Raw genomic sequence first — 12194 nt, forward strand, 5'->3', positions numbered from 1 at the left:
TATGGCTGTTCAGCAGAACAAAAAATCCCGTTCCGCCCGTGACATGCGTCGTTCGCACGATGCCCTGACGGCGAGCACTCTGTCTGTAGAAAAAACCACCGGTGAAATTCACCTGCGTCACCACGTATCGCCAGAAGGCGTATACCGTGGCCGTAAAGTGATCGACAAGGGCGCTGACGAGTAATCACTTGTCTGCTCAAGTCATCGCGATTGACGCAATGGGCGGGGACTTCGGTCCCCGCAGCATTGTTCAGGCCTGCATTGCCAGCCTGATTGCTACGCCCTCGCTGCACCTGACCCTCGTCGGTCAACCCTCACTCATTGAAGAATTGATCGCCAGCCATCCGGTTGTGGATCGCGCGCGCCTGACGATTACGCCGGCCAGCGAAACCATCAGCATGGATGACAAGCCTGCTTCGGCCCTGCGCGGCAAGCCTGACTCTTCAATGCGAGTGGCCTTGGAGTTATTGCGTGATGGCAAGGTGCAAGCCTGTGTCAGTGCAGGTAACACCGGGGCGTTGATGGCACTGTCACGGTATGTGCTCAAGACGCTGCCTGGCATAGACCGGCCCGCGATGGTCGCGGCGATTCCAACGCAGAAAGGCTACTGCCAACTGCTGGACTTAGGTGCGAACGTGGATTGCAGTGCCGAGCACTTGTTCCAGTTCGCCGTGATGGGCTCGGTGGCCGCAGAAGCGCTGGGTATAGCCCGGCCGCGTGTGGCCTTGCTGAATATCGGCACTGAAGACATCAAGGGCAATCAGCAGGTCAAGCTTGCCGCCAGTCTGTTGCAGGGCGCGCGGGGCTTGAATTACATCGGTTTTGTCGAGGGTGACGGTGTTTACCGCGGCGAAGCGGATGTGGTGGTCTGCGATGGGTTTGTCGGCAATATCCTGCTTAAATCCAGCGAAGGCCTGGCGACCATGATCGCTGTGCGCATTGAGACGTTGTTCAGGCGTAATCTGGTATCGCGCATCGTAGGTGCTCTGGCGCTACCGTTGATGCGGCGTCTGCAGGCCGACCTGGCTCCGGCGCGGCACAATGGTGCGAGCTTTCTGGGGTTGCAGGGGATTGTGGTGAAGAGTCACGGTTCAGCCGGTGTTGAAGGCTTTCAAAGTGCTATTGCGCGGGCCTTGATCGAGATTCAGGAAAACCTGCCGCAACGCTTGCACGGCCGTCTTGAGGATCTGTTGCCTTAGGCGAATTGGCTCGGGAGTGCTTAAATGTGACCGGCCAGTTCAATTGACCATCCAATCTGTCAGTTTCGCGCGCTCCCATAGTCGGCGCGCGCATTTTTGACGACCAGATCATTAGGGGCTTGTTACATGTCTACATCCCTCGCATTCGTCTTTCCAGGGCAGGGTTCGCAGTCCCTCGGCATGTTGGCCGAGCTGGGCGCGCAATACCCGCTGATCCTGGATACCTTCAAGGAAGCTTCCGAGGCCCTGGGTTACGACCTGTGGGCGCTGACCCAGCAGGGGCCGGAAGAGCAGCTCAATCAAACCGATAAAACGCAACCGGCCATCCTGACCGCTTCGATCGCCTTGTGGCGCCTGTGGCTGGCCGAAGGTGGCACGCGCCCGGCGTTCGTCGCCGGTCACAGCTTGGGCGAATACAGCGCCTTGGTTGCTGCGGGCAGCCTGACCCTCGCCGAAGCGGTCAAGCTGGTCGAGCGTCGTGGTCAACTGATGCAGGAAGCCGTTCCGGCCGGGCAGGGCGGCATGGCCGCTATTCTGGGTCTGGACGACGCCGTGGTGATCGAAGCCTGCGCCGAAGCGGCCCAGGGCGAAGTGGTCAGCGCAGTGAATTTCAACTCCCCTGGCCAGGTGGTGATCGCCGGTGCCAAGGCGGCAGTCGAGCGCGCCATCGAAGGCTGCAAGGCGCGTGGCGCCAAGCGTGCGCTGCCGTTGCCGGTGAGCGTGCCGTCCCACTGCGAGCTGATGCGCCCGGCGGCCGAGCGTTTTGCCGAGTCCATCGCAGCCATCAACTGGCAGGCACCGCAAATTCCCCTGGTGCAGAACGTCAGCGCGGCCGTGGCGGTCGACCTCGACACGCTCAAGCGGGACCTGCTGGAGCAACTCTACAAGCCTGTGCGCTGGGTCGAGTCGGTCCAAACCCTGGCCGCCAACGGCGCCACCGAGCTGGTCGAGTGCGGCCCAGGCAAAGTCCTGGCTGGTCTGAACAAGCGTTGCGCCGACGGCGTGTCGACTGCCAACCTCAATACCCCGGATGCCTTCGCTGCCGCTCGTGCGGCGCTGGCCTGATCCCCGAACTTAGGAGAAGCCTGCATGAGTCTGCAAGGTAAAGTTGCACTGGTTACCGGCGCGAGCCGTGGCATTGGCCAGGCTATCGCCCTGGAACTGGGCCGTCAGGGTGCCGTTGTGATCGGCACCGCCACTTCCGCTTCGGGCGCCGAGCGTATCGCCGCGACCCTGAAGGAAAATGGCGTTCAAGGCACTGGCCTTGAGCTGAACGTGACCAGCGATGAGTCTGTGGCTGCTGTATTGGCCGAGATCACTGCACAGTTCGGCGCACCGGCTATTCTGGTGAACAATGCCGGTATCACGCGCGACAATCTGATGATGCGTATGAAAGACGACGAGTGGTACGACGTGGTCGATACCAACCTGAACAGTCTGTTTCGCCTGTCCAAGGGCGTTTTGCGCGGCATGACCAAGGCTCGTTGGGGTCGAATTATCAATATTGGCTCCGTAGTGGGTGCCATGGGCAACGCAGGCCAAGTAAACTACGCAGCTGCCAAGGCTGGTCTGGAAGGTTTCAGTCGTGCTTTGGCACGTGAGGTCGGCTCGCGGTCGATTACGGTCAACTCGGTGGCCCCAGGGTTCATTGACACCGATATGACCCGCGAACTGCCGGAAGCACAGCGTGAAGGCTTGCTGACGCAGATTCCGCTGGGCCGTCTGGGCCAGGCTCAAGAGATCGCGAATGTGGTCACTTTCCTGGCATCCGACGGTGCGGCATACGTGACTGGGGCTACAATCCCGGTGAACGGCGGGATGTACATGAGTTAAATTGTGACGGATCGCTTCAAAAAAATGTCATACGAGCTGTCTAAAATCCGTTATAAAGCTGCAACTTAATTTATAGGCAGGTGGCGGACCGGGTACAGGGTGAAGCTTTCAGTTGAAAAGCTGAAAAGGCTTTCTATACACTTACCCACTGGCCAGCTGCCTGAATTTGTCCATTAGGAGTTAAACAAGGTATGAGCACCATCGAAGAGCGCGTCAAGAAAATCGTTGCCGAGCAACTGGGCGTCAAAGAAGAAGAAGTGACCAACACTGCTTCCTTCGTAGAAGACCTGGGTGCCGATTCCCTTGACACCGTTGAGCTGGTGATGGCTCTGGAAGAGGAATTCGAGACCGAAATCCCGGACGAAGAAGCTGAAAAAATCACTACTGTTCAAGCTGCTATCGACTACGTTACTGCCCACCAGGCGTAATAGTTTGTAGTCGTCGCTTGCTGTTAGGGAAAACCGCACTGCTGTAACGGCGTGCGGTTTTTTCTTTAGCGGTGATGAAAAAGTAAGCTCTGAAGCAAAGTGTCGTCATTAGAAAAAGGAGAGTGCTGTGTCGCGTAGACGCGTCGTAGTCACCGGTATGGGTATGTTGTCGCCACTGGGTACGGATGTGCCGAGCAGTTGGCAGGGCATTCTGGCTGGCCGCAGTGGTATTGGTCTGATCGAACACACGGACCTTTCTGCCTATTCCACCCGTTTTGGCGGCTCGGTAAAGGGGTTCAATGTCGAGGAATACCTCTCGATCAAAGAGTCCCGCAAACTCGACCTGTTCATTCAATACGGCCTGGCAGCCGGTTTTCAGGCAGTGCGTAACGCCGGCCTGGAAGTCACTGATGCCAACCGTGAGCGCATCGGCGTGGCGATGGGGTCTGGTATTGGCGGTCTGACCAATATCGAAGAAACCAGCCGCACGTTGCACGATACTGGCCCTCGACGAATTTCACCGTTCTTCGTGCCTGGCTCGATCATCAATATGATTTCCGGCTTCCTGTCCATCCACCTGGGTGCACAGGGACCGAACTACGCCATCGCTACTGCGTGCACCACCGGCACGCATTGCATCGGCATGGCAGCGCGCAACATTGCCTACGACGAAGCCGACGTGATGATCGCCGGCGGTGCCGAAATGGCAGCCTGCGGCCTGGGTATGGGCGGCTTTGGCGCGTCCCGTGCGCTATCGACCCGCAATGACGAGCCGACCCGCGCCAGCCGTCCGTGGGACAAGGGTCGTGACGGCTTCGTACTGTCCGATGGTGCTGGTGCCCTGGTGCTGGAGGAGTTGGAGCACGCTAAGGCGCGCGGAGCCACCATCTATGCCGAGCTGATCGGCTTTGGCATGAGCGGCGACGCCTACCACATGACCTCGCCACCGTCTGACGGTGCCGGCGCTGCGCGCTGTATCACCAACGCATTGCGTGATGCGAAGGTCAATGTCGATCAGGTGCATTACATCAACGCCCATGGCACTTCGACCCCGACCGGTGACTTGGCGGAAGCTGAGGCCATCAAGTCGGTGTTCGGCGAGCACGCGTACAAGCTGGCTGTCAGCTCCACCAAGTCCATGACCGGTCACCTGCTGGGTGCGGCGGGCGCGGTCGAGGCGATCTTCAGCGTGATGGCCATCAAGGATCAGGTCGCTCCGCCGACCATCAACCTGGATGAGCCGGATGAAGGCTGCGACCTGAACTTCGTACCGCACGAGCCGCAACAGATGCCGATCGACGTTGCGATCTCCAACTCGTTCGGATTTGGTGGCACCAACGGTTCCCTGGTGTTCCGCCGGTACGCCGAGTGATGCACAGCTGGGTCGACGGTCAGCCAGCGGACAGCGTGCCCCTGAAAGATCGCGGCCTGGCGTATGGCGATGGCCTGTTCGAGACCGTCGCCGTGAAGGCCGGGCAGCCCCTGCTACTCGACCGCCACCTGCAGCGCCTTGATGAGGGCTGCAGGCGCTTTGCGTTCGTGGTCGATCTCGGGTTGATCCGCAACGAAGTGCTTGCCTATGCCGCCGCCCTCGGTGACGGTGTCCTCAAGCTGATCCTTACCCGTGGCGACAGCCTGCGCGGTTACGGCATCAATCCCGACGCACCTGTGCGCCGTATCCTGCAGGGCAGTCCGCCCGCCACCTATCCCCACGCCCATGGAGCCGACGGCATTCGCCTGTTTCCGTGCGCTACCCGTTTGGCCGAGCAGCCTTTGCTGGCCGGGCTGAAGCACCTTAACCGCCTGGAGCAGGTGATCGCGCGTGCCGAATGGCAAGATGTCGAACATGCCGAAGGTTTGATGCTGGATAAGTCCGGCCGCGTCATTGAGGGCGTATTCAGCAATCTGTTTCTCGTGCGTAACGGCTTGTTACTAACCGCCGATCTGAAGCGTTGCGGCGTCGCGGGCGTGATGCGTGCCGAGATCCTGGACCAGGCACAATTGCTGGGCATCCCGGTGGCCGTGGCCGACATCACTGTCGAGCAACTGCGGCAGGCCGACGAAGTCTTTGTCTGTAACAGCGTGTATGGCATTTGGCCGGTGCGCGGCTGTGCTGCGATGAGCTGGCCGGTTGGGCCGCTCACCCGTAAACTGCAGGGCATTGTTCGCGCGCTATTGGATATCTGAGTTGATACGAAAACTGGTTGTACTGCTGCTGATCGGTCTGTTCTCGGCGGCTTTGCTGTTGGGGGGCTGCGCCTGGAAATACGACGCTGCCTTGAAGCAGCCGCTGAATCTGACCCAAGAGCAGTTGCTCGATGTGCCGGCAGGGGCGACTCCGACCGGCACCTTCAACCGACTGGAAGCCGACGGCGTGATCGATGGAGCCTTCTGGCTGCGTCTGTATTGGCGCTTCAACCTCGACGGCCAACCGCTGCATAGCGGCGAATACCGCATGACGCCCGGCATGACCGCCGAAGGCCTGATCGGCCTGTGGCAGCGTGGCGACGTGGTGCAATACAGTCTGACACTGGTGGAAGGCTGGAACTTCCGCCAAGTGCGTTCGGCCCTGACCAAGCATGAAAAGATCGTACAGAGCCTCTCCGGCCTGAGTGACAGCGAAGTGATGGAGAAACTTGGTCACCCTGGGGTGTTTCCCGAAGGGCGATTCTTCCCGGATACGTATCGATTCGTGCGCGGCATGACCGACGTCGAATTCCTTAAAAAAGCTTACAACCGCCTGGACGACGTACTGGCCCAGGAATGGAGCAAGCGCGCCCCCGATGTGCCGTACACCGACCCTTATCAAGCGCTGATCATGGCGTCTCTGGTGGAAAAAGAGACCGGTGTGCCTGAGGAGCGTGGCCAGATTGCCGGTGTGTTCGTCCGCCGTCTGAAGATCGGCATGCTGCTGCAGACCGACCCTACGGTGATCTACGGCTTGGGTGAGCGTTATAACGGCAAGTTGACGCGCGCTCACCTCAAGGAATCCAACCCTTACAACACCTACATGATTGCCGGGCTGCCGCCGACGCCAATTGCCATGGTCGGCCGCGAGGCTATCCATGCCGCATTGAACCCGGTGCCTGGCAGCAGCCTGTATTTCGTCGCCCGTGGCGATGGCAGTCATATTTTCTCCGATGACCTGGGTGCGCATAATGCCGCCGTGCGTGAGTTCCAGCTCAAACGCCGTGCCGATTACCGCTCGAGTCCGGCACCGGTGGTAAAACCGCCGGAAGATGCAACGCCGCCAACGGAAGCGCCCGCCGAGCCCGTGCTGGACACCACCGCGCCGCAAAGCCCGCAATGACTCTGACTAAGGACTGCCTGTGACTGGCTTGTTTATTACCCTGGAAGGCCCGGAAGGCGCCGGCAAAAGCACCAACCGCGATTACTTGGCAGAGCGCTTGCGTGCCGAAGGCATCGAGGTGGTGTTGACCCGTGAGCCCGGCGGTACGCCTTTGGCCGAGCGCATCCGTGAAGTGTTGCTGGCCCCAGGCGAAGAACAGATGAACCCGGACTCCGAGCTGCTACTGGTGTTCGCTGCCCGGGCACAACATCTGGCCGAAGTGATTCGCCCGGCCCTGGCCCGCGGTGCCGTGGTGATTTGCGACCGGTTTACCGATTCCACCTACGCCTACCAGGGCGGCGGCCGCGGCTTGTCATTGGCGCGCATCGCTACCCTGGAAACGTTCGTGCAAGGTGATTTGCGTCCTGACCTGACCCTGTTGTTCGACTTGCCCGTAGAAGTGGGCATGGCTCGCGCCAGTGCTCGTGGTCGTCTCGATCGCTTCGAACTCGAAGGCCAGGCGTTCTTCGATGCTGTGCGCAGCGCGTTTCTCAAACGTGCTCAGGTCGAACCTGCTCGCTATCACCTGCTTGACGCATCCCAGCCGTTGGCCAATGTGCAGCAGGCCATCGACGGCTTGTTGCCAACACTGTTGGAGCGCGCCCGTGGCTGAAGCCTACCCGTGGCAGGACAGTCTCTGGCAACAGTTAGCCGGCCGCGCCCAGCACGCTCATGCCTACTTGTTGCATGGGCCAATCGGTATTGGTAAACGGGCCCTTGCCGAGCGCCTGATGGCCAGCCTGCTGTGCCAGCGTCCGGTTAACTTGGAGGCTTGTGGCGAGTGCAAATCCTGCCTGTTGCTCAAGGCTGGCAGCCATCCGGACAATTACCTGCTGGAGCCCGAGGAAGCCGACAAGGCGATCAAGGTCGACCAAGTGCGTGATCTCGTCAGCTTCGTGGTGCAAACCGCGCAGATGGGCGGGCGCAAGGTGGTGCTGATCGAGCCGGTAGAAGCGATGAACATCAACGCCGCCAACGCCCTGCTCAAAAGCCTGGAAGAACCCTCCGGCGATACTGTGCTGTTGCTCGTGAGCCACCAGTCAAGCCGCCTGTTGCCGACCATCCGCAGCCGCTGCGTGCAGCAGGCCTGTCCGCTGCCAAGCGAGGCGATAAGCCTGCAATGGCTGGCGCAGGCACTGCCAGACTGCTCCGCCGATGAACGTGTCGAACTACTGACCCTGGCCGCCGGTTCGCCCTTGGCGGCCGTGAAGCTGCAAGCCCAAGGCGTGCGTGACCAGCGCGCGCTGGTGGTGGATGGGGTTAAAAAACTGCTCAAGCAGGAACTGTCTGCGACACAACTGGCCGAAAGCGCCTGGAAAGACATTCCTCTGTTGCTGCTGTTCGACTGGTTCTGCGATTGGTCGAGCCTGATCCTGCGGTACCAGTTGACCCAGGATGAAAATGGCTTGGGCCTGCAGGACATGCGCAAGGTGGTGCAGTATCTCGCGCAGAAAAGCGCCCAGGACAAGGTGCTGTCCATCCAGGACTGGATCCTCGCCCAGCGCCAGAAAGTGCTCGGCAAGGCCAACCTCAACCGTGTGCTGTTGCTTGAAGCGCTGCTGGTGCAGTGGGTGGGCTTGCTCGGCCGCCGTTAATTTCCGTGGCCGACGGATGTATCGTCGGCCAGACACTTTCCGTGACTCAAGTTGTAACTTCCTATGCTCGTAGATTCCCACTGCCACCTTGATCGTCTTGACCTCGCCCAGCACGGCGGCTCCCTCGATGCCGCCCTGGAAGCGGCTCGCCAGCGCGGAGTCGGGCATTTCCTGTGCATCGGGGTCAGCGCTGACAACGCCGCCGACGTCAAAGCCTTGGCTGATCGTTATGCCGACGTGGATTGCTCAGTGGGTATCCACCCGCTGGACCTCAAGCCTGGCGAGGCCCCGGCCCTCGACTGGCTGCTGGGCGAACTCAACCATCCGCGTGTAGTGGCCATCGGCGAGACCGGCCTGGATTACCACTACGAACCCGAAGCTGCCGAGTTGCAGCAGGCATCCTTTCGCCTGCATCTGCAAGCCGCCCAGCAGACGGGCAAACCGGTGATTGTCCATACCCGCGGCGCCCGTGCCGACACGCTCACCTTGCTGCGCGAGGCCGCGTTACCCCAGGCCGGTGTATTGCACTGCTTCACTGAAGACTGGGACATGGCCAAGGCGGCGTTGGACCTGGGTTTCTATATCTCCCTGTCGGGCATCGTCACTTTTCGCAATGCCGACGCGTTGCGTGACGTGGCCCGCCAAGTCCCGGCCGATCGCCTGTTGGTGGAAACGGACTCGCCGTACCTGGCGCCCATCCCCCATCGCGGCAAGCCGAACCTGCCGGAGTACGTGCGTGATGTGGCGGATTACCTGGCGATGCTGCGGGGTGAGTCCTACGAGCGTTTTGCGCAACAGACTACCGAGAACTTCAAGCGCCTGTTTCCATTGGCTCACGTCGCTTCGTAGATCCAGGGTCAAATCGCGGGCAAAAAAAACCCGGGTTCTGGGGGGTGAATCCGGGTTAAGACCATTAGGAGTAAAGCAAGGGCACACAGTCCGTCGGTACCCAGGTCGGCGCTTCACTTGGGGGAGATGTCACGCCGACAGTTCAAGTATTGATCAGTATCTGATTCAGTCCAGTCGCGACTGATCGTTTTTTAAACAGATTTGGAATACACGCGCTTCGCTTGAGTTCTCATTAGGCCGGTGCACGGGTGCAGTTGTTGCGTATTATTTCTGACTGATAGCCATGAAATCGTTGGCAGTCTGAAAGTAAAGTGCATGGCGGGTTCACATAGACGTTGCCCAACGACCGTTCAGTCGGGATAATCCCTCGCACTGGGTAAATCGTATCGCCATGTAATCTTGGTCATGCGCAACCCTCCCTATTCCGACCTTTGCAGACCTCTTCCTCATGCACAAAGAACCCCGTAAGGTCCGTGAGTTTCGCCGCCGTGAGCAGGAAATTCTCGATACCGCACTCAAATTGTTCCTCGAACAAGGCGAAGACAGCGTCACCGTCGAGATGATCGCGGATGCCGTGGGTATCGGCAAAGGCACGATCTACAAGCACTTCAAGTCCAAGGCGGAGATCTACCTGCGCCTGATGCTCGACTACGAGCGCGACTTGAACGAGCTGCTGCATTCGGCCGATGTCGATAAAGACAAGGAAGCGTTGTCCCGCGCCTACTTCGAGTTCCGTATGCGTGATCCGCAGCGCTATCGCCTGTTCGACCGCCTGGAGGAGAAGGTCGTCAAGGGCCATCAGGTGCCAGAGATGGTCGAAGAGCTGCACAAGATCCGCGCCTCGAACTTCGAACGCCTGACCCTGTTGATCAAGGGCCGTATCAGTGAAGGCAAGCTTGAAGACGTACCTCCTTATTTCCACTATTGCGCGGCTTGGGCCTTGGTGCACGGCGCCGTGGCGCTGTACCACTCGCCATTCTGGAGCAATGTGCTGGAAGATCAGGAAGGTTTCTTCCAGTTCCTGATGGACATTGGCGTACGCATGGGCAACAAGCGCAAGCATAGCGCCGAGCCAGCAGCCGTAGAGTCTTCGCCCGTTGAGACGCCGGCGTCGTAATCTTTACTGCCAGGCGTAGTACCCCAGGAATATACTCAGGCAAGGACCTTGCTAAAAGCTGATTTATCAGTCAGTTTTTAGCGCGCCCGAATCATCCTCTGCCGGAGTGATCCATGATCGTTGATCGTCAAGGCAGGCGTTTTCGCAATTTGCGGATCAGCCTGACTTCAGCCTGCAACTACGCGTGTACCTACTGCGTGCCCAACGGCAAGCGGCTGGTGGCTGCCCAAGACGAACTCTCGGCCGAGGCCATGGCCCGTGGCGTGGCTTACCTGATCGAAGCGGCGGGCATCGACCGACTGCGCATCACGGGTGGCGAGCCGCTGGTCAGCCCCAAGCTGGAAGCCTTCATGAGCGCAGTCGGTGGCATGGGGCTCAGCGATATCAGCTTGACCACCAACGGCCAGTTGCTGGCGCGTAAACTGCCGCTGTTGGTGGATGCCGGCATTCGGCGTATCAACGTCTCTCTCGATACCTTGGACGCGGACGCCTTCCGCAGCATCGCCCGTGGCGGCGACCTTGCCACCGTGCTCGATGGCATGGACCAAGCGCGCGCTGCAGGAATCAAGATCAAGGTCAACATGGTGCCGTTGCGCGGCCAGAACCTCGACCAAGTGATGCCGCTGCTCGACTACTGCCTGGAGCGTGGTTACGAACTGCGATTTATCGAGTTGATGCGCATGGGCCACCTGGCCAAGGATTCCAACGCGTTCCTGCAGCAATTCGTCAGCCTGCAGCAACTGCTCAGCCTGATTGGCGAACATCACGAATACCTGCAAGCCAATGCACCGGTGGACGCAACCGCAGTTCGCTACGAGGTGCCGGGCAAAGGCTACTTTGGCGTGATCGCCAACGAGAGCGTTCCATTCTGCCGTACCTGCTCACGGTTGCGCCTTTCGTCCACCGGCTGGCTGCATGGCTGCTTGTCTTCCAGCAACCGCCACTATGTCGGCGACCTGCTCGACAAACCGCGCCACCAGGCACTGCCGGCGCTGCAAGGCTTGCTGATGAAAGCCCTGGGCGACAAACAGGAAGTGGCATTTTCCGGCGGCGCGACGATCATGAAGATCATCGGCGGCTAACGCTATCCCCAGATTACACATCACCCAATATTGGAGTTGCCTTCAAGCTGGCGCAGAACCTGCATCTCACGTCCATTCGCCGGTTTTCCGTCACCGGCTTCTGGAGGATTAGGATGCGTAATCTGGTTTTGTTGCTGGCGTCATTGACGCTGAGTGGTTGCATGACCGTCAGCGATATGGCCGAAGGCACCCGCTATCAGATGAGCGACGCCGGGTTGCTTGACCACAGTGATACCCGCCGTACCGCCTCGGTTCGCATACAGCCGGACTCCTTTGTTTTCATCGCGCAGGGTGCCTTCGTGCCGCCGGGCAGCGCCTATCCGCGACCGAACGTGGTGGCCGAAGAAGCCTTCAACGGATTCGTCGAATACTTCCCCATGGTGCGCCGCGCCCGTCAGCCCGAAGGTCTGGAGCAGGCGATGGCCGAAGCTCGTGCGGCGGGTGCCCATTACCTGCTGTACTGCCGATTCGCCAAGGCAGATGACCGCATCGGCAACGCCGACGAATGGGCCGATCAAGAGGCTCTGGACCGGGTAGGGCTAGACAGTGGCGTAATCCAGATCATGTTGATCGAGACCAGTACCCAGTATTTGATTGATACTGCACGCATTCGCAGTCGTGGCGGTTTACTGACGTTCCACGACAATCGGCCACAAGACTTGATTGCCCGCCCGCTGGCGCAGTACGCCCGAGGCCTGCTGGGTATGAGCGATCAGTAAGGCCAGATCAAAAAAAGGGAGAA

General features: G+C 59.7%; 14 protein-coding genes. All 14 read left to right on the top strand.

From position 1 onward, the window contains the following. Window position 1 precedes the first annotated feature (1 nt). On the top strand, window positions 2-184 hold the full coding sequence (rpmF, locus tag ACKZ62_RS06530) for a 50S ribosomal protein L32 (protein ID WP_008152339.1): 183 nt from the start codon (window positions 2-4) through the stop codon (window positions 182-184). Window positions 185-188: 4 nt separating this feature from the next. Beyond that, window positions 189-1199 (top strand): phosphate acyltransferase PlsX, encoded by a 1011-nt coding sequence (gene plsX / locus ACKZ62_RS06535; RefSeq protein WP_122756359.1) that lies wholly within the window; start codon window positions 189-191, stop codon window positions 1197-1199. A gap of 126 nt (window positions 1200-1325) precedes the next feature. Then, window positions 1326-2264 carry an ACP S-malonyltransferase gene (gene fabD / locus ACKZ62_RS06540; RefSeq protein WP_122756360.1) on the top strand — a complete coding sequence of 313 codons (939 nt, stop codon included), beginning with the start codon at window positions 1326-1328 and terminating at the stop codon, window positions 2262-2264. A gap of 24 nt (window positions 2265-2288) precedes the next feature. Further along, the gene (fabG, locus tag ACKZ62_RS06545; protein ID WP_032886802.1) at window positions 2289-3032 is read left to right on the top strand and encodes a 3-oxoacyl-ACP reductase FabG; all 744 of its coding nucleotides are present in this window, start codon (window positions 2289-2291) and stop codon (window positions 3030-3032) included. A 191-nt stretch (window positions 3033-3223) separates the two neighbouring features. Further along, complete coding sequence (acpP, locus tag ACKZ62_RS06550) at window positions 3224-3460, top strand: acyl carrier protein (protein WP_010566559.1); 237 nt, start codon at window positions 3224-3226, stop codon at window positions 3458-3460. A gap of 127 nt (window positions 3461-3587) precedes the next feature. Beyond that, a complete protein-coding gene (gene fabF / locus ACKZ62_RS06555; protein WP_122756361.1) occupies window positions 3588-4832 on the top strand; it encodes a beta-ketoacyl-ACP synthase II in 1245 nt (414 codons plus the stop codon). Beyond that, the gene (gene pabC, locus ACKZ62_RS06560) at window positions 4832-5647 is read left to right on the top strand and encodes an aminodeoxychorismate lyase (RefSeq protein WP_447096458.1); all 816 of its coding nucleotides are present in this window, start codon (window positions 4832-4834) and stop codon (window positions 5645-5647) included. Before fabF ends, pabC begins: the two co-directional genes overlap by 1 nt. Before the next feature lies 1 nt (window position 5648). Continuing rightward, on the top strand, window positions 5649-6770 hold the full coding sequence (mltG, locus tag ACKZ62_RS06565) for an endolytic transglycosylase MltG (RefSeq protein WP_447096459.1): 1122 nt from the start codon (window positions 5649-5651) through the stop codon (window positions 6768-6770). 19 nt (window positions 6771-6789) lie between these two features. Next, on the top strand, window positions 6790-7422 hold the full coding sequence (gene tmk / locus ACKZ62_RS06570) for a dTMP kinase (RefSeq protein ID WP_122756364.1): 633 nt from the start codon (window positions 6790-6792) through the stop codon (window positions 7420-7422). Further along, window positions 7415-8404, top strand: a complete 990-nt coding sequence (locus ACKZ62_RS06575; RefSeq protein ID WP_032886809.1) for a DNA polymerase III subunit delta' — start codon at window positions 7415-7417, stop codon at window positions 8402-8404. The genes tmk and ACKZ62_RS06575 overlap by 8 nt, the downstream gene beginning before the upstream one ends. Window positions 8405-8467: 63 nt before the next feature. Then, entirely contained in the window at window positions 8468-9253 is a 786-nt protein-coding gene (locus ACKZ62_RS06580) for a TatD family hydrolase (RefSeq protein ID WP_095185663.1), read from the top strand. A gap of 448 nt (window positions 9254-9701) precedes the next feature. Further along, complete coding sequence (locus ACKZ62_RS06585) at window positions 9702-10370, top strand: TetR/AcrR family transcriptional regulator (RefSeq protein WP_095185662.1); 669 nt, start codon at window positions 9702-9704, stop codon at window positions 10368-10370. Window positions 10371-10483: 113 nt separating this feature from the next. Beyond that, window positions 10484-11452 carry a GTP 3',8-cyclase MoaA gene (locus ACKZ62_RS06590; RefSeq protein WP_095185661.1) on the top strand — a complete coding sequence of 323 codons (969 nt, stop codon included), beginning with the start codon at window positions 10484-10486 and terminating at the stop codon, window positions 11450-11452. A gap of 113 nt (window positions 11453-11565) precedes the next feature. Continuing rightward, window positions 11566-12171: a DUF4823 domain-containing protein gene (locus ACKZ62_RS06595; RefSeq protein WP_032886814.1), complete on the top strand. Its 606-nt coding sequence runs from the start codon at window positions 11566-11568 to the stop codon at window positions 12169-12171. Window positions 12172-12194: the final 23 nt, after the last annotated feature.

The organism is Pseudomonas sivasensis (assembly GCF_052938085.1).

What these genes read in the sequence shown, in the direction of transcription:
- rpmF (WP_008152339.1), top strand. Translation starts at nt 2, where the DNA reads ATGGCTGTTCAGCAGAACAAAAAATCCCGTTCCGCCCGTGACATGCGT.
- fabD (WP_122756360.1), top strand. Translation starts at nt 1,326, where the DNA reads ATGTCTACATCCCTCGCATTCGTCTTTCCAGGGCAGGGTTCGCAGTCC.
- fabG (WP_032886802.1), top strand. Translation starts at nt 2,289, where the DNA reads ATGAGTCTGCAAGGTAAAGTTGCACTGGTTACCGGCGCGAGCCGTGGC.
- acpP (WP_010566559.1), top strand. Translation starts at nt 3,224, where the DNA reads ATGAGCACCATCGAAGAGCGCGTCAAGAAAATCGTTGCCGAGCAACTG.
- pabC (WP_447096458.1), top strand. Translation starts at nt 4,832, where the DNA reads ATGCACAGCTGGGTCGACGGTCAGCCAGCGGACAGCGTGCCCCTGAAA.
- ACKZ62_RS06580 (WP_095185663.1), top strand. Translation starts at nt 8,468, where the DNA reads ATGCTCGTAGATTCCCACTGCCACCTTGATCGTCTTGACCTCGCCCAG.
- ACKZ62_RS06585 (WP_095185662.1), top strand. Translation starts at nt 9,702, where the DNA reads ATGCACAAAGAACCCCGTAAGGTCCGTGAGTTTCGCCGCCGTGAGCAG.
- ACKZ62_RS06590 (WP_095185661.1), top strand. Translation starts at nt 10,484, where the DNA reads ATGATCGTTGATCGTCAAGGCAGGCGTTTTCGCAATTTGCGGATCAGC.
- ACKZ62_RS06595 (WP_032886814.1), top strand. Translation starts at nt 11,566, where the DNA reads ATGCGTAATCTGGTTTTGTTGCTGGCGTCATTGACGCTGAGTGGTTGC.